General features: G+C 35.3%; 16 protein-coding genes and 1 pseudogene. 13 read left to right on the forward strand and 4 right to left on the reverse strand.

All coding sequences use genetic code 11. The annotated features are described in order from the left end of the window. The first annotated feature begins 1 nt into the window (after position 1). From ilvN to argH, 12 genes and pseudogenes are all read left to right on the forward strand, one after another. Positions 2-523: an acetolactate synthase small subunit gene (gene ilvN, locus CXF67_RS12135; protein ID WP_102088985.1), complete on the forward strand. Its 522-nt coding sequence runs from the start codon at positions 2-4 to the stop codon at positions 521-523. 17 nt (positions 524-540) lie between these two features. Then, a complete protein-coding gene (gene ilvC, locus CXF67_RS12140) occupies positions 541-2037 on the forward strand; it encodes a ketol-acid reductoisomerase (RefSeq protein WP_102088986.1) in 1497 nt (498 codons plus the stop codon). 1 nt (position 2038) lies between these two features. Beyond that, complete coding sequence (ilvA, locus tag CXF67_RS12145; RefSeq protein WP_102088987.1) at positions 2039-3304, forward strand: threonine ammonia-lyase IlvA; 1266 nt, start codon at positions 2039-2041, stop codon at positions 3302-3304. Positions 3305-3671: 367 nt separating this feature from the next. Continuing rightward, on the forward strand, positions 3672-4295 hold the full coding sequence (locus tag CXF67_RS12150) for a GNAT family N-acetyltransferase (protein ID WP_102088988.1): 624 nt from the start codon (positions 3672-3674) through the stop codon (positions 4293-4295). After that, entirely contained in the window at positions 4292-5476 is a 1185-nt protein-coding gene (locus CXF67_RS12155) for an argininosuccinate synthase (protein WP_102088989.1), read from the forward strand. Before CXF67_RS12150 ends, CXF67_RS12155 begins: the two co-directional genes overlap by 4 nt. Then, positions 5473-6450, forward strand: coding sequence for an N-acetyl-gamma-glutamyl-phosphate reductase (argC, locus tag CXF67_RS12160; RefSeq protein WP_102088990.1), 978 nt, complete (start codon positions 5473-5475; stop codon positions 6448-6450). The genes CXF67_RS12155 and argC overlap by 4 nt, the downstream gene beginning before the upstream one ends. A gap of 9 nt (positions 6451-6459) precedes the next feature. Next, positions 6460-6651, forward strand: a pseudogene (locus CXF67_RS18860) (pyrroline-5-carboxylate reductase dimerization domain-containing protein); the annotation flags it as partial. Beyond that, positions 6638-7762 (forward strand): aspartate aminotransferase family protein, encoded by a 1125-nt coding sequence (locus CXF67_RS12170; RefSeq protein ID WP_102088991.1) that lies wholly within the window; start codon positions 6638-6640, stop codon positions 7760-7762. The pseudogene CXF67_RS18860 and the gene CXF67_RS12170, both read left to right, overlap by 14 nt. Position 7763: 1 nt before the next feature. Beyond that, positions 7764-8705, forward strand: a complete 942-nt coding sequence (locus tag CXF67_RS12175) for a Rossmann-fold NAD(P)-binding domain-containing protein (protein WP_102088992.1) — start codon at positions 7764-7766, stop codon at positions 8703-8705. Between the two features lie 25 nt (positions 8706-8730). Then, entirely contained in the window at positions 8731-9513 is a 783-nt protein-coding gene (argB, locus tag CXF67_RS12180; RefSeq protein ID WP_102088993.1) for an acetylglutamate kinase, read from the forward strand. Next, positions 9510-10571, forward strand: coding sequence for a M20 family metallo-hydrolase (locus CXF67_RS12185; RefSeq protein WP_102088994.1), 1062 nt, complete (start codon positions 9510-9512; stop codon positions 10569-10571). Before argB ends, CXF67_RS12185 begins: the two co-directional genes overlap by 4 nt. A gap of 32 nt (positions 10572-10603) precedes the next feature. Continuing rightward, the gene (gene argH, locus CXF67_RS12190) at positions 10604-11878 is read left to right on the forward strand and encodes an argininosuccinate lyase (RefSeq protein WP_102088995.1); all 1275 of its coding nucleotides are present in this window, start codon (positions 10604-10606) and stop codon (positions 11876-11878) included. 60 nt (positions 11879-11938) lie between these two features. Here argH and leuB read toward each other — a convergent pair whose 3' ends face one another. The 4 genes from leuB to CXF67_RS12210 form a co-directional block, all read right to left on the reverse strand. Further along, the gene (gene leuB, locus CXF67_RS12195; RefSeq protein WP_102088996.1) at positions 11939-13048 is read right to left on the reverse strand and encodes a 3-isopropylmalate dehydrogenase; all 1110 of its coding nucleotides are present in this window, start codon (positions 13046-13048) and stop codon (positions 11939-11941) included. A 127-nt stretch (positions 13049-13175) separates the two neighbouring features. Then, positions 13176-13781, reverse strand: coding sequence for a 3-isopropylmalate dehydratase small subunit (gene leuD, locus CXF67_RS12200; protein WP_102088997.1), 606 nt, complete (start codon positions 13779-13781; stop codon positions 13176-13178). A 1-nt stretch (position 13782) separates the two neighbouring features. Beyond that, complete coding sequence (leuC, locus tag CXF67_RS12205; RefSeq protein ID WP_102088998.1) at positions 13783-15165, reverse strand: 3-isopropylmalate dehydratase large subunit; 1383 nt, start codon at positions 15163-15165, stop codon at positions 13783-13785. Positions 15166-15175: 10 nt separating this feature from the next. After that, a complete protein-coding gene (locus CXF67_RS12210; protein WP_102088999.1) occupies positions 15176-16351 on the reverse strand; it encodes a 2-isopropylmalate synthase in 1176 nt (391 codons plus the stop codon). Positions 16352-16496: 145 nt separating this feature from the next. On the opposite strand from CXF67_RS12210, the gene CXF67_RS12215 reads away from it, so the two are divergent. Beyond that, positions 16497-18047, forward strand: coding sequence for a hypothetical protein (locus CXF67_RS12215; protein ID WP_102089000.1), 1551 nt, complete (start codon positions 16497-16499; stop codon positions 18045-18047). The last annotated feature ends 6 nt before the right edge of the window (positions 18048-18053 follow it).

An 18053-nucleotide genomic window follows, 5' to 3' on the forward strand; every position in this document is an offset into this window, starting at 1 on the left:
TATGTGCGAAAATAAAACCTATACCGTTTCGATTTATACCGAAAATAACATCGGATTACTAAATAGGATCTCTGCTATTTTTCAACGAAGACATATCAATATTGAAAGTATTAATACGTCGTCTTCTGAAATTGACCATATTTCAAAATGGACTATTGTTGTAAAATTGTCCGAAGATCGAATGAAGAAAATCATCGGACAAATAGAAAAACAAGTGGAAGTGATCAAGGCTTACTATCATAAAGAAGATGAAATCATTTACCAAGAATCGTGTTTGTTCAAAATAAAATCAGAATTCCTTTTTGAAGAACGACAAATTCAAAACATCATTAAAGATAGTAATGCAAAGATAGTCCACGTGAACCGAGAGTTTTTTGTTTTAGAAAAATCGGGGAGAACAGAAGACATCGAATTATTTCATAGGGAATTAAAAGCCTTTGGAATCATGCAATTTACTCGATCTGGACGCATAGCGGTAACCAAGGATGAAATGAAAATAAGTGAAATGCTCAAAGTATTTTAAAATTAAAACATAGTAAAATGGCGAATTATTTTAACACACTTACCTTAAGACAACAACTCAAAGAGTTGGGTAAATGTAGGTTTATGGAATCTTCTGAGTTTGAAGGTGGAGTAAAAGCTCTAAAAGGCAAGAAAATTGTTATCGTTGGTTGTGGAGCTCAAGGCTTAAATCAAGGTCTTAACATGAGGGATTCTGGTCTTGATATTTCATATGCTCTTAGACAAGGGGCTATTGATGAGGAGAGAGATTCTTTTAAAAATGCGAAGTCAAACGATTTTAAAGTGGGAACTTATCAAGACTTGATCCCAGAGGCAGATTTGATTTTGAATTTAACCCCAGATAAACAACATACCAATGTGATTAAAAGTATTATGCCTCTGATGAAGAAAGGCTCAACTTTAAGTTATTCTCATGGGTTTAATATTGTAGAAGAAGGAATGGACATAAGAAAGGATATCACAGTGATTATGGTCGCACCAAAATGTCCTGGAACAGAAGTTAGAGAAGAGTACAAAAGAGGTTTTGGGGTTCCAACTCTCATAGCAGTTCATCCTGAAAACGATCCTGAACAGAAAGGTTGGGAACACGCAAAAGCCTATGCAGTAGCCACCGGTGGAGATAGAGCCGGTGTTCTAGAATCTTCATTTATTGCTGAGGTGAAAAGTGATTTGATGGGAGAACAAACTATTCTTTGTGGAGTGTTACAAACTGGTGCTATTTTATCTTTTGACAAAATGATAGATGAAGGCATAGAGCCAAGCTATGCTGTGAAATTAATTCAATACGGATGGGAAACCATCACCGAAGCTCTAAAGCATGGGGGGATAACCAATATGATGGATCGTCTTTCCAACTCGTCCAAGATAAAAGCTTTTGAATTTTCCGAAGAATTAAAAACTATTCTAAGACCTTTATTTGAAAAACATATGGACGATATCCTTTCTGGTCATTTTTCCAAAACTATGATGGAAGATTGGGCTAATGATGATGCTAATCTTTTAAAATGGAGGGCTGAAACAGGAGAAACTGCTTTTGAAAAAACAAAAATAACCGAGCAACATATCAATGAACAAGAGTATTTTGACAATGCCGTCCTTCTTGTTGCTTTTGCTAAATCTGGAGTTGAATTAGCTTTTGAAACCATGGTAAGTGCTGGGATAATTGAAGATTCTGCCTATTACGAATCTTTGCATGAATTACCTTTAATAGCCAATACTATTGCAAGGAAAAAATTATTTGAAATGAACAGAGTCATTTCTGATACAGCAGAATATGGCTGTTATTTATTTGATCATGCCAGCAAACCCCTATTAGCCGATTTTATGGAATCTGTAGATACTTCAGTTATTGGGCAGCCTTATCCTAACGCAGACGAACTCGATAACATTAAATTGATAGAAGTAAATGATGAGATAAGAAATCACCCTATCGAAAAGGTAGGTAAACGCTTGAGAACAGCCATGATAGCCATGAAAGGTCTCAAAAAAGAATCTAAAGAAAAAGTGACTTTATAAAATGGAAGTAGAAACTGCTTATTTTCCAAAACTTAAGGATGTGATAAAAGCATCCGAAAATCTTAAAGGGGTTGCTATTGTTACTCCTCTAAGCTATAATTTAAGATACTCAAAACAATACAATTCCAATGTTTTTTTCAAAAGAGAGGATTTACAACAAGTTCGTTCCTATAAAATAAGAGGCGCTTACACTAAAATGTCTTCACTTTTAGAAGATGAAATAAAAAACGGAATTGTTTGCGCTAGTGCTGGAAACCATGCCCAAGGTGTTGCCCTCTCTTGTAAAATCTTAAAGATTAAAGGAACAATTTTTATGCCTTCCACAACACCCAATCAAAAAATAGATCAGGTGGAAATGTTTGGGGAAGAATTTATAAATATCATTTTGGTTGGAGATAGTTTTGATGATGCTTATCATGCAGCTATGGAACAACGCGACAGATTAAACCAGACCTTTATACATCCGTTTAACGATCCAAAGGTCATTGAGGGACAAGCGACGGTTGGTCTTGAAATTATAAACCAATCTGAAGAAAAAATAATAGATTATGTGTTTCTTCCCGTTGGAGGCGGTGGATTAGCGTCAGGGCTTTCCTCTGTTTTTAAACATTTATCTCCGTCTACCAAAATAATTGGGGTAGAGCCCAAAGGGGCTCCCTCCATGTCAAATTCTATAAAGAATGATAAAAATATTGAACTGAATACAATTGAAAACTTTGTAGACGGAGCGGCTGTCAAACGGGTAGGTGATTTGACCTTTTCTATTGCTAAGCAAAACTTGCACGGTATGATAACTGTAGACGAAGGTCATATTTGCCAGACTATATTAGATTTATATAATAAAGAGGCTATTGTCGCAGAACCTGCAGCAGCTCTTAGTATTGCTGCTTTAGAGCATTATGCAGAAGAAATTCAAGGTAAAAATATAGTTTGTATTATAAGTGGGAGTAACAACGATATTACGCGAACTGCTGAAATAAAAGAACGAGCTATGCTGTATGCTCAATTAAAACATTATTTTATTGTCAAATTCCCTCAGAGGGCTGGAGCTTTGCGTCAGTTTGTTGCTGAAATTTTAGGGCCTGATGACGATATCACTTATTTTCAATATACTAAAAAAACCAATAGAGAAAACGGTGCCGCAGTAGTAGGATTAGAACTGAAATCGAAAGAAGACTTTGATCCTTTAGTAAAGCGTATGAAAGACAACAAATTTTATGGAGATTACTTAAACAATAAGCCAGACTTATTTCAATTTTTAGTTTAATACGAATAATTGGAATAAATATTTGATCTTTAACTGGTTATATGAATAATAATTCTATATTTGAAATATGATATTATTAAAAAATAAAATTATACCACATTTCCTAATAATGGGAATTCTCCGCTGTAGCTAGTTTTTATCTCTCCAACGCTATAGATTTTATTATTATAATTTTATTTTATCATTATGTTTATACATATCACATATAAAAATCCACTAGTTAGCTTTAATAGTTCTATAACTTCTATTAGTTTTTCTAATCTATTTCGTCGCCCTTAGGGGCTATTCTATTTTCAGAACTTAGATGTGTTCGGTTCTACTTTCCAAAATTTAATATTTCTTTTTAATTTTTAAAACATCAATCACAATGAGAATTCTTATTGCTGATAAGTCGCACAGCATTTATGCTGAAATTATTTGCCAAGCTATTGCTAAAGCTGCTCAAATTAGGGGGACTGGTATCGCTAAGCGAGAGCCAGACTACATTAACGCCAAAATGAAAAAGGGTGATGCTGTTATCGCTTTAGATGGAGACCAATTTGCAGGCTTCTGTTACATTGAGTCTTGGAGCCATGCTAAGTTTGTAGCCAATTCAGGCTTAATTGTAGATCCCGATTATCGAAATATTGGCTTGGCAAAACAGATTAAGCAGAAAATCTTTGATCAATCCAGAATCAAATTCCCAGATGCTAAAATATTTAGTATTACCACGGGATTAGCTGTTTTGAAAATGAATAGCGATTTAGGCTACAAACCTATGCCCTTTTCTGAATTAACCGATGATCAGTCTTTTTGGAACGGTTGTCAAACCTGTAAAAATTACGATATACTTCAACGAACAAATCAGAAAATGTGCTTGTGTACAGGAATGCTTTTTGACCCTAAAGCCAAACAAGACCCTAAACCAAAAAAGCACCCATTTGATAAAAAAATATGGAAGCGAATAAGAGAATTGAAACAGTCTATTTTACTAAAAAAAGATAAAAAATGAAAAAATTAGTCATAGCCTACAGTGGCGGTTTAGATACCTCCTACTGTGCAGTAAGCCTATCAAAAGCAGGATACGACGTACATGCCGTAAGTGTTAATACAGGAGGATTTACTTCAGAAGAAATTCAAAAAATCAAAGCTAAAGCCCTTAAAATGGGTGTGACAACCTATCAAAATATCGATGCTATTCAATCGTATTATCAAAAGGTGATTAAATATCTTATTTATGGTAATGTTCTTAAAAACAATACTTATCCATTGTCTGTAAGTGCTGAACGTATCATTCAAGCTATTGAAATTGTTCACTATGCGAAAAGCATCAATGCCAACTATATAGCTCACGGCAGTACAGGTGCTGGTAATGACCAAGTGCGTTTTGATATGATCTTTCAAATTTTAGCGCCTGAAATAGAAATTATAACACCAATAAGAGATGGGAAATTAACCAGACAAGAAGAAATAAATTATTTGAAGTCCAATGGTATTGAGGTGCCATGGGATAAAGCAAAATATTCTATCAACCAGGGACTGTGGGGTACAAGTGTTGGCGGCAAGGAGACTTTGACCTCTCAAAATCCATTACCAGAGTCAGCATATCCTTCACAACTTGAAAAAGAAGTAGGTGAAAAAATCACCTTAAGCTTTGAAAAAGGTGAATTGGTAGCTTTAAACAGCACTAAAAATTCACCAGAGAAAAACATTGAGTTATTAAACAAACTAGCCTCGGCTTATGCGATAGGCAGAGATATTCATGTAGGCGATACCATCGTTGGCATTAAAGGGAGAGTTGGCTTTGAAGCTGCTGCAGCTCTAATTATCATCAAAGCTCATCATTTATTGGAAAAACATACACTCACCAAATGGCAACTTCAGCATAAAGAATACTTATCTAGTTTCTATGGGATGCACTTACACGAAGGTCAGTATTTAGATCCAGTGATGAGAGATATGGAAGCCTTTTTAGAAAGCAGTCAAGCCAAAGTTTCTGGAAATGTAGTTGTGAGTTTGGAGCCTTACTATTTCATGTTGGATGGTATAGATTCTAAGCATGATTTAATGAATGCCAAATTCGGAAGTTATGGAGAAGAGAACAAAGGATGGACGGCAGAAGAAGCTAAAGGGTTCATAAAAATACTTGGCAATCAGAACAAAATCTATCAACAGGTAAATTCAGAATCATGATACAGGTAGGTATAATAGGCGGCGCAGGATACACAGCGGGAGAATTGATTAGACTACTACTCAATCATCCTGAAATCCACATTAATTTTATTTATAGCACTTCCCAGGCTGGTCATAAAATCAGTAAAATCCATCAGGATTTAATTGGGTCAACAGATTTGGTGTTTTCAAGCAAAATTAATCCAGAGATAGATGTTTTGTTCTTGTGTCTAGGTCATGGTAATTCTAAAGTATTTTTAGAAAAAAACAGCTTTTCTAAAACCACAAAAATTATTGATTTAAGCACTGATTTTAGATTAGAAGCAGATTTGAATTTTAACGGAAAAAGCTTTGTTTACGGTTTGCCGGAATTACAAAAAGAAGCTATTAAAAAAGCGAATTATATTGCAAATCCAGGTTGTTTTGCAACAGCAATTCAATTGGCATTATTACCACTAGCCAAGTCCAATAGGTTAAAAGATGATGTGCATATTAACGCGGTGACTGGTGCTACTGGAGCAGGAACTACTCTGTCAGCAACGACCCATTTTACTTGGAGGGACAACAATTTTTCGCATTACAAAGCATTTACGCATCAGCATTTAGCAGAGATTAATCAGACCGTAAATCAATTACAGTCTAACTTTAATTCAGAAATTAATTTTCTGCCGAATCGCGGGAACCATTCCAGAGGAATTTTCGCTACACTATACACAAAGTTTGAAGGGAGTATAGAAGAAGCAAAAAAAATGTATTTAGATTTTTATAAAAATGCAGGGTTTACTTTTGTTTCCGACGATCCTATTCATTTAAAGCAAGTGGTAAACACCAATAAATGTATTCTTCATTTACATAAACACAACGACAAACTATTGGTTACAAGCATCATAGATAATCTTTTAAAGGGGGCTTCAGGGCAAGCGGTTCAAAATATGAATCTAATGTTTGGTTTTAATGAAACAGAAGGCTTACAATTGAAAGCAAATTATTTTTAATAATTTCACTCTATGTATACCAGTGAAGGTGCTGCTGATTTATTGATTACAAATGGCCTTCATCCAGAAGAAGAAATTGACCGTATGACTACGCCCAAAGGGTTTGTCATTTAAGGCTTGAACTCATTTCTACTGCAAGGTATGGTCGCTTCATTTAACAAGATTATCACTATAAAAAAGAACAGATATGAGTTTATTTAATGTGTACCCCTTATTTGATGTCACACCTGTAAGCGCAAAAGATATTTATGTTTACGATGATAAAGGCATTGAATATTTAGACCTTTATGGTGGACATGCCGTCATTTCAATCGGGCACTCCCACCCAACATATGTGGCTGCAATCACAGAACAAATTCAAAATCTCGGATTCTATAGCAATGCTATTCAGAATCCGTTACAAGCGAAATTGGCTAATAAACTCGAAGTTCTTTCTGGTTGTGAAGGCTACCATTTATTTATGTGTAGTTCAGGAGCAGAGGCTAACGAAAATGCTCTAAAATTAGCATCGTTTCATAATCAAAAGCACAGAATTTTAGCCTTTAAAAATTCCTTTCACGGTCGTACTTCGGCAGCGGTGGCTGCCACAGATAATACAAAGATTGTAGCACCCTTAAATGCTCAACAAGGTGTTGATTTTGTTGAGTTAGGGAACTTAAATGCAGTTGAAAATATTCTGAGACAAAGCGAAACTTGTGCAGTCATTGTTGAGTGCATTCAAGGGGTTGGTGGTTTAGACCAAAGTACAACTGAGTTTTGTCAAGGTTTAGAAAAACTTTGTAAGCACTACAACACAGTACTAATTGCTGATGAAGTACAGTCAGGTTTTGGAAGAACTGGTGATTTTTTCGCTTTTGAAAAGCATAATTTTAAACCGGATATTATTTCAATAGCAAAAGGCATGGGCAACGGCTTCCCCGTTGGTGGTATCTTAATCCATCCAAAGATCCAAGCATCCTACGGACTGTTAGGAACTACTTTTGGAGGAAACCATTTAGCTTGTGCTGCTACGCTTTCTGTCCTAGAGGTTTTAGAGAATGAAAACTTGATGCAAAATGCCAAAGAAATGTCTGATTATTTTGTTGATAAAGCCGAAAAAATCCCAAAATTAAAAGCTGTTAAAGGGCGTGGATTAATGCTAGGTTTGGAGTTCGATTTTCCCGTTGCTACCTTGAGAAAAAATCTTCTTTATCATCAACACATATTTACAGGAAGTTCAAAAAATCCTAACCTCATACGAATTCTCCCACCTTTGACTATTCAAAAAAAACATATAGACCTCTTCTTTAAAGCCCTAAAACTAGAATTGTAAAATGAAAAAATATACCGATATATCAGATATTTCAAACCTCAGTGAGACTATTATGCAAGCCATATCGCTAAAAAATAATCCTTTTCTTTATTCGGAATTAGGCAAGCATAAAACCTTAGTCATGTTATTTTTTAATGCCAGCTTACGCACCCGATTAAGCACAGAAAAAGCGGCTAGAAACTTGGGTATGGAAGTCATGATTTTGAATGTAAACGACGCATGGCAGTTAGAATTTGAAGATGGCACTGTTATGAATACCAACACTTCTGAGCATATTAAAGAGGCGGCTCAAGTTATTTCGCACTATGCAGATGTGATCGCAGTTCGGTCATTTCCAACTCTAAAGGACAAAAAAAAGGATGAGTCTGACTATGTGTTGAATAGCTTTGTAAAATATGCATCGGTTCCAGTTATTAATATGGAAAGTTCAACATCACATCCTTTACAAGCATTGACAGATGCGATAACAATTTCAGAATTAACCACTAAGCGAAAACCTAAAGTGGTACTGTCTTGGGCACCACATCCAAAAGCTTTACCTCAAGCTGTACCCAATTCGTTTGTTGAAATGATGCAGCTTATAGAGGTTGATTTTTGTATCACGCATCCCAAAGGCTATGAGTTAAACCCTGAAATTACTAAACACTCACAGATTAATTACAACCAAGATGCCGCCTTGAAAGATGCCGATTTTGTGTATGTAAAAAACTGGAGTAGTTATAAGGAGTATGGTCAGATTTTATCTCAAGATGACAGCTGGAGGATGACCCAAGCCAAGCTTGGCGATGCAAAATTCATGCATTGCTTACCTGTAAGACGGAATGTGGTTGTTGAAGATGCTGTTTTAGAGAGTAATCAGTCCATCGTGATGCAACAAGCCAATAACAGAACCTTCGCTGCACAAGTGGTTTTGAAGCAACTCTTAGAAAATTTGAATAAATAAAACCCTTCCCGTTGGGAAGATTAGTATGGGAAAGAAAACACTTAAAGTCATTAAAATAGGAGGGGATATCATAAATGATAATGAAGCCTTGTTGGTCTTTCTAAAAGACTTTTCAAACCTTAAAGGTCCTAAGCTATTGGTCCATGGTGGTGGTAAATCAGCGACAGATTTGGCTCAAAAAATGGGTGTAGAAGTTAAAATGATTGATGGCAGACGTATAACCGATGTCCACACTTTAGATATAGTTGTTATGATGTATGCCGGTAAAATCAATAAAAACATAGTTGCAAATCTACAGGCTAACCAGTGCAATGCTATCGGGTTTTCAGGCGCAGATGGAAATAGCATCATCTCTACAAAAAGACCTACTACTCCAGTTGATTTTGGATTTGCAGGCGATGTGAATCAAGTCAATACAGAGGTTCTGGAATTATTGATCAATCAAAATATAACGCCTGTATTTTGTGCTATTACACATGATAAAAATGGACAACTTTTAAATACCAATGCCGATACTATTGCTTCAGAATTAGCTATCGCTTTGGCTAAGACCTACCAAACAGAATTATATTTCTGTTTTGAAAAAATTGGAGTTTTAAGGGATATCAACAATGAATTTTCAGTTATAGAATCAATAACTCCGGATAATGTGCAAGAGTTAATTCAAAATAAAATAATTTCCGATGGTATGCTTCCCAAAATTCAGAATAGCATAAACGCCGTTAATCATAAAGTCAATAAAGTCTGTATAGGCAAATCTGAAATGATTTTCAACCCATTTACACATTTTACAAGCATAACAAAATGATAGATAAATTAACAACTAAAGCCATCAACTTATTGAAACAACTCATAGAAACGCCATCCTTTTCTTTTGAAGAGGAACAGACAGCGCAACATATAGAGCATTGGTTTCAACATCAAAGTATTCCATTTAACCGTCAAAAAAATAATATTTGGTCGACCAATGCCTATTTTGATGAAAGTAAACCTACAATTTTACTCAACTCTCACCATGATACTGTGCAACCTAATAGTGGTTACACCAAGGACCCATTTAAGGCTGTGATTAAAGATGGAAAGCTATATGGACTGGGGAGTAATGATGCTGGTGGATGTTTGGTCTCTTTACTAGCCACTTTCGCCTATTTTTATGCAAAGAAAGACTTGAAGTACAACTTAGTACTCGTAGCGTCTGCTGAAGAGGAAAAGAGTGGCGATAATGGCTTAAATAGTATGTTGTCCATTATTCCAAAAATTGAGGTAGCTATTGTTGGTGAACCCACCTTAATGCAGCTTGCTGTTGCCGAAAAAGGCTTGGTGGTTTTTGATGCTAAAATAAAAGGCACACCTAGTCATGCGGCTCATCCTAATACTGACAATGCTATTTATAACTGTATACCCGTTTTGCAATGGTTTCAAGATTATAAATTTGAACGAACATCGTCCGTTTTAGGCGATGTAAAAATGACTGTAACACAAATAAAAGCAGGTAAACAACACAACGCGATACCAGCAGAGGTGGAGTTGGTTGTCGATGTCCGGGTGAATGATAGTTACACCAACAAAGAAATTGAAACTATCTTAAAAGAAAAAGCACCTAGTACCAGTATAGTAGCAAGAAGTTTAAGATTGAACTCGTCTTCTATCCCTCTCGATCACGAATTGGTGAAAGCGGGTACCGAATTGGGAAGGACAACTTATGGTTCACCAACGCTTTCAGACCAGGCGGTATTAACCTGCCCTTCGTTAAAATTAGGTCCAGGCGATAGTAGACGATCGCATACTGCAGATGAGTTTATCTACGTAAATGAAATTGAAGATGGGATTAAAACTTACATTAATTTATTAAAAAAAGTATTATAAAACTGAGATTTTAAACTAGTAAAACCACACTTATGAAACTTTGGGACAAAGGTATTTCGATCGATAAAAAAATAGAACAATTTACCGTTGGTAACGACCGTGAAATTGATTTGCATATTGCTAAATACGATGTCAAAGCGTCTCTAGCACATGCTAAAATGTTAAGGCATATTGGTATTTTAACCGATGACGAATTAATTCTATTGGAACAAGGCTTAAAAGGTTTAGCACAACAAATTGAAAAAGGTTTTTTTACAATTGAGCCTCAGTTTGAAGACGTTCATTCTAAAATTGAATTTGAGTTGACCACTAGTTTAGGTGAAGTCGGTAAAAAAATTCACACGGCACGTTCTAGAAACGATCAAGTTTTGGTGGCTTTACACTTGTTTTACAAAGATCATTTAAAGGAAATTAAAACGAAAACGAAAACTTTTTTCGACACGCTTCTATCGCTTTCAGACACCCATAAAAACTCTTTGCTTCCTGGTTACACCCATTTACAAGTAGCTATGCCTTCCTCTTTTGGTTTGTGGTTTTCAGCCTATGCCGAACAGTTAATAGACGATGTCTTTTTATTGGATGCGGCTTTAAAAACGGTAGACCAGAACCCTTTGGGTTCAGCTGCTGGATATGGAAGTTCATTCCCGATAAATAGAGAGTTTACAACCAAAGAACTAGGCTTTTCGACATTAAAATACAATGTGGTGGCTGCTCAAATGAGTCGTGGTAAAAGCGAACGAACTTTAGCATTAGCTCTGGGAAGTTTATGCAATACCATGTCGCGTTTTGCTATGGATATTTGTTTGTATAACAGTCAGAATTTTGGATTTATTGCCTTTCCAGACCAATTGACGACAGGGAGTAGTATTATGCCACATAAAAAAAACCCAGATGTCTTTGAGCTTATAAGAGGAAAGTGCAACAAAATTCAAGCGTTACATACAGAGATGGTTTTAATTACCAATAATTTGCCAAGCGGTTATCATAGAGACTTCCAATTATTAAAAGAAAACAGCATTGCCGCAGTTGAAGATGTAAAAGACATACTTGACATTTTTAATTATACCATTCAAAAAGTGATTGTAAAAGACATTGATTTAACGGATGAAAAGTACCAGCATTTATTTACTGTAGATAGTATAAACAATCTGGTAATTGAAGGAATGTCATTTAGAGAAGCTTATCAAACTATAGGGAAACAAGTTCAAGAAGGCACTTATACTTCAGATTCTGGTAAAAGCCACACTCACGAAGGCAGTATAGGAAACCTTTGCTTAGAAGAAATAAAAGCTAAATTTCCAAAATAAAACACAGCATTTGTTAAGAAATGCTGTGTTTTGCAAGCTGTTAATAAAAAAATGTAAAGCCTAAATTATGGTCGATTGTCCAATATGAATATTTAAAAAATTATGGTTGGAGTCAGCTGGGTTACTGATGAAATCAGCGATGAAGTCACCGACTTTAGAAGTCGAGACTTCCTCATGTTCTATAGCTAAATCAGGGGTAGTGATGCCCAGTTTTAGTGATTTTTCTACGGCATAATTTATCATTTCAGCCTCATCAAACAGTCCAAAATGTTCTAAAAGCATAGCTGCAGATAGAATAGCTGCAATAGGATTGGCAATGCCTTTTCCTGCAGCCTCTGGGTAGGAGCCATGAATAGGCTCAAATAATGCATACTTATCTCCAATAGAAGCTGAGGGTAACAGACCTATAGAGCCGCCGATAACACTCGCCTCGTCACTTATAATATCGCCAAACATATTCTCAGTCAAAATCACGTCGAATTGTTTAGGGTTTAATATCATTTGCATCGCTGCATTATCTATATATAAATACTCCAGTTTTACTTCAGGATAAGCTTTTGAAAGTTCAGTAACGGTTCGTCTCCATAGGCGAGAAGTTTCTAGGACATTTGCTTTATCAATTAAGGTGACCTTTTGGCGTCTAGCTTTAGCTGCTTTAAAAGCTAAATGAGCTATGCGTTCAATTTCTTTTTTGGAATACTCACACAAATCAGAGGCATAATTACCATCCTGACTCACCTCTTTTTTTCCAAAATAAATTCCACCTGTTAATTCTCGATAAATACTGATATCAACATCTTTTATAAGGTGTGTTTTTAGGGGGGACTTATCCAATAATGAGTCAAAAGCTTTTACAGGTCTTATGTTTGCAAATAGACCTAATTCTTTTCTCATTTTAAGTAAACCTTGTTCTGGACGTATTTCAGCATTATCGTATTTTGGATCACCAATTGCCCCAAACAATACAGCATCGCTAGTTTTACAAAGCTCCAAGGTCTCTTGTGGGAAGGGATCTCCGCAGTCGTCAATGGCAGCAGCTCCTACCTTAGCGTTTGTAAAGTAAAACTTGTGGTCAAATTCCAAAGCAATTGCATTCAATGCTTTAATAGCTTGATCGCTTACTTCTGGCCCAATTCCATCTCCAGCTAAAACAGCTATATTCAATTTCATCTTTAATATTTTTTATAATTATTATTATTTTTAGCGTTTATTTATATTTATAAATACGAAAATAAAGTCGTGCTTTCACCACTCGTTATTTTCTTTAATTAAGGGAAATAGAGCTTATACATACCGTTCAGCCGTTAACGTGGGGTAATTTTCTTTGGTTCTCAAAGTGTTCTATTTTATCTTTTTTACTCAATAAAAAGTCGATGTCATCATACCCATTGATCATGCAAGTTTTTTTATAAGTATCGATTTCAAAACTTTCTTTAAGCTTTGAATTTTCTATTGAAATAGTTTGACTATCAAGATCGACTCTTACCAACGTAGCAGGCTTTTCAGAAATCAATTTCATGATTTTCTTAAGGAAATCGGGACTTACTTGAACGGGTAACAAACCATTATTGAGGGCATTACCTTTAAAAATATCAGCAAAAAAACTAGACACTATCGCTTTAAAACCATAATCTGAAAGTGCCCATGCAGCATGTTCTCGACTGGATCCACAGCCAAAATTATCGCCAGCTATCAAAACACTACCAGAGTAGCGTTTGTCGTTTAAAACAAAATCAGATTGTTCTGATCCATTTTTATCGCATCTCCAATCTCTAAAAAGGTTTTTTCCAAACCCTTCTCGACTTGTAGTTTTCAAAAAACGCGCAGGGATGATTTGATCTGTATCAACATTTTCAATATCCAGCGGTATAGCTCTTGAGTTTAGGGTTATAAATTTTTCCATTTTAGTTCAGTTGTTTAGTGATATCTACAATTTTACCTTCAATAGCTGCAGCAGCAGCGACCAAAGGGCTTGCTAAAATAGTCCTAGAGCCTTGACCTTGTCGTCCTTCAAAATTTCTATTTGAGGTAGATACGCAATATTCATCCTCAGGAATTTTATCATCATTCATAGCCAAACAAGCACTGCAACCAGGTTGTCTCAATTCAAACCCTGCCATTTGGAATATATCTTTTAAGCCTTCTTTTTCAATTTGGTTTTCTACCTGTCTGCTGCCTGGAACAAGCCAAGCGGTCACGTTTTTAGCCTTTTGCTTTCCTTTTACATAATGGGCAACAACTCTAAAGTCTTCAATTCTAGAATTTGTACAGCTCCCTATAAATACATAATTGATAGGTTTGCCTGCCATAGCTTCACCCTTTTGAAAGTTCATATATTTCAAAGATTTTTCAAAAGACGCATCTTTTTTGTCAGGAATTTTCTGCCCTACTTTAATGCTCATTCCAGGGTTTGTACCAAAAGTGATCATCGGATCAATATCTTCAGCATCAAAAATGAATTCTTTATCAAAAATGGCATCTTTATCAGATGGTAAAGTCTTCCAATACTCAAGTGAAGACTTCCATTTCTCAGCTTTTGGAGCAAACTTTTTACCTTTTATATACTCAAAAGTAGTTTGGTCAGGAGCAATCATTCCGCCTCTAGCGCCCATTTCAATGCTCATATTACAAACGGTCATTCGACCCTCCATGGACATATTTTCGAATACCTTTCCTGCATATTCACAGAAATATCCAGTTCCTACATTGGTTCCTAGTTTCGAGATGATGTAAAGAATCACATCCTTGGGGAGGACACCATTTTTCAAGGTTCCATTAACTTTTATTCTCATGCTTTTTGGCTTGGTCAGTAGCAAACACTGACTTGCAAATACTTGAGTCACTTGGCTTGTTCCAATCCCAAATGCAATGCTACCGAAGGCTCCATGTGTAGAGGTGTGTGAGTCACCACAAACTATGGTCATGCCAGGTTGGGTAATCCCCAATTCTGGTGCTATAACGTGTACTATTCCATTGTACTTATGCCCAAGTTCGTATAGTTTTATGTTGTTCTTTTTACAATTTTCGGATAATTGAGCAAGTTGTTTTCTTGACAATTCGTCCTTCACGGGTAAATGTTGATCAACGGTTGGGGTATTATGATCTGCTGTGGCCACAATTTCTTCAGGCCTGAAAACTGGAATATTTCTTTTCTCTAGTTCTTGAAAAGCTTGTGGACTGGTCACCTCATGGATTAAATGCTTATCTATATATAAAATCTGGGGACCATCTTCGATCGTATCAACAACATGTGCCTCCCAGACCTTTTCAAATAATGTTTTACTCATAGTTTTATCTTTAAGCCGACATAATATCTCTGTAAACTTTACTTGTTTCTATAATTTGATGAATGTCTTCATCATTAACTTCTTTACGCTGATCTGCAAAACTTAAGAAATTTGCGTAGACTTCATCGAGTTGTAGTTTAGTTAAATCATATCCGACGTTTTTAGCTTTATAAGCTAGAGCAGCTCTACCACTTCTTGCTGTAAGAATAATGGCAGATTCTGTAACACCCACATCTGCAGGGTCTATTATCTCATAAGTATCTCTTCTTTTGATAACTCCATCTTGGTGAATGCCGGAACTATGTGCAAAGGCATTGGCTCCCACTATTGCTTTATTGGGTTGTGGGTAAATACCCATGTGCTTAGAAATTAACTGACTTAATTTAAAAAGATGTTTGGTATTGATATTAGTATCAAAATTTAAGTAGGGATGTTGTTTCAAAATCATTACGATTTCTTCCAAAGCTGTATTTCCAGCGCGTTCTCCGATGCCATTAATAGTGCATTCCACTTGTCTTGCTCCGTTTATAACGGCTTCTATAGAATTGGCAGTGGCAAGCCCTAAGTCATTGTGACAATGACAAGAAATAATGGCTTTATCAATATTCTTTACATTCTCTTTAAGATATTTGATTTTTGCACCATATTCGCTAGGTAAACAATACCCTGTCGTATCAGGAATGTTCAATACAGTAGCTCCTGCTTTTATAGCAACTTCACATACTTTAGCTAGGTAGTCGTTGTCGGTACGACCAGCATCTTCAGCATAAAACTCAACATCTTCAACAAAAGTTTTAGCATACCTTACGGCATCGTAAGCTCGTTGTATGATTTCTTCTCTGTTGGATTTAAATTTATATTTTATGTGGGAGTCTGAAGTCCCTATACCTGTATGGAGTCTTGGTCTTTTAGCGTAGGTAATAGATTCTGCAGCAACCTTAATATCGTTTTCAACCGCTCGACTTAAGCTACATACTCTAGCATTTTTAACGAGTTTAGAAATAGCAACAATAGAGTTGAAGTCACCAGGACTCGATACGGCAAATCCTGCTTCAATAACATCTACGCCTAACTCATCAAGCTCTTTGGCAATAATGAGCTTTTGCTCGGTATTGAGTTTACATCCAGGGACTTGTTCTCCATCTCTTAATGAAGTATCGAAAATTTCAACTTTATCATGTGACATATCAAAATTATTTATATGTTTCTATTTCAAAACTATATGTTATTAGCGTTGAAAAATAACCGGTAATTGGTATTTTTACGATGTTCAATTTCTGTTTTTTTAAGTAAGACACTGATAATTAGTATTGTATATAAAAATTTCATTGATGATTAAAGATCAAAAAGACAACCTATTTTTATTGATAAAGTCTTTAACCAAATCTGAAAAGCGCCAGTTTAAGCTATATGTAGGTCGATTGGAAGATAATGAGGATTCAAAATTCTTGAATTTATTCAACTTTTTGGAAAAGGCTTCTAAGTATAAAGAAAAGGATATTTTGACGACGGGCTTTGTGAAAAAACAACAATTAGCCAATGTAAAAGCACATTTATATAAGCAGATTTTAATCAGCCTTAAGCTTAATCCTTTTCATCAGAATGTACGTTCACAAATAAGAGAACAAACAGAATTTGCTACTATTCTTTACCATAAGGGTTTGTATAAGCAAAGCCTAAAAATCTTAGGTAAAGCTAAAGAGATAGCGGTAAGCCATGAAGAAAAGAATTTAGTATTTGAGATTGTTGAGTTAGAAAAACTTATAGAGTCACAGTATATCACTAGAAGTATTGAAAGTAGAGCAGATGATTTGATTGAGCAGTCTAGCAGATTTAGCAATCTTAACTTGATCGCGAGTAGTTTATCTAATTTGTCACTTAAACTTTATAGTATTATTTTAAAGACAGGCTATGTGAAAAGTGACAAAGAGAAGGTTGAAGTTCTGGATTACTTTAATTCTAATCTCCCAAAATTTGACATAAAGGATTTAGGATTTAGAGAAAAACTATGGCTTTATAATTCTTATTTATGGTTGAGTTTCTTAATCCAAGATTTTATAGCCTGTTACAAATATTCCAAAAAATGGGTAGAATTATTTCAAGACTATCCTAAAATGATTTCCCTGAACCCTGTTTGGTTTTTAAAAGGAAATCAATATCTGTTGGAATCTCTATTTTATATACAAGACCACAAAAGGTTTGAAGCTGTGTTGGAAGACATGGAAATGAATATTTCCAAAAAATCCTTTCCAAAAGATGATAATATTGAGGGGTTAGTTTTCTTATATCTAAATACCGACAGATTAAACCTTTGCTTTATAAAAGGTTTATTTGAAGAGGGACTTAGCTTAGTGACTGATATCCTAAAGGGTATAAAACATTTTCAAAACAGAATTGATGAACACCACATTATGGTTTTCTATTACAAAATAGCGAGCCTTCATTTTTGTGTAGGAAACAATAAAGAGTGTATATATTATTTGGATAAAATTATTTCCAACAAATCTTTAATCATGAGAGAAGATTTGATGTGTTTCTCAAGAATATTAAATCTCTTCGCACATTATGACGCTGGTATGGATTACCATTTGGAATCACATTTAAGAAGTACTTATAAGTTTCTTATCAAAATGAACGAATTGAATGATGTGCAAAAGGAAATTATCAGTTTTATGAAAGCCTTACCAGATATTTTTCCTCACGACCTCAAATCAGCTTTTAGAGAAGTTTTAGAGAAACTCAAGATATACGAAGATGACCCTTACGAGCGAAGAGCTTTTTTATATCTAGATATCATATCTTGGTTGGAAAGTAAAATTACAAACGTATCTGTAGATCAAATTATAAGGAATAAGTTTTTAGAAAAAAAATCAATGTATTAACTCGGT

The sequence above is a fragment of the Psychroflexus sp. MES1-P1E genome (genome assembly GCF_002836055.1).
GTDB lineage: Bacteria > Bacteroidota > Bacteroidia > Flavobacteriales > Flavobacteriaceae > Psychroflexus.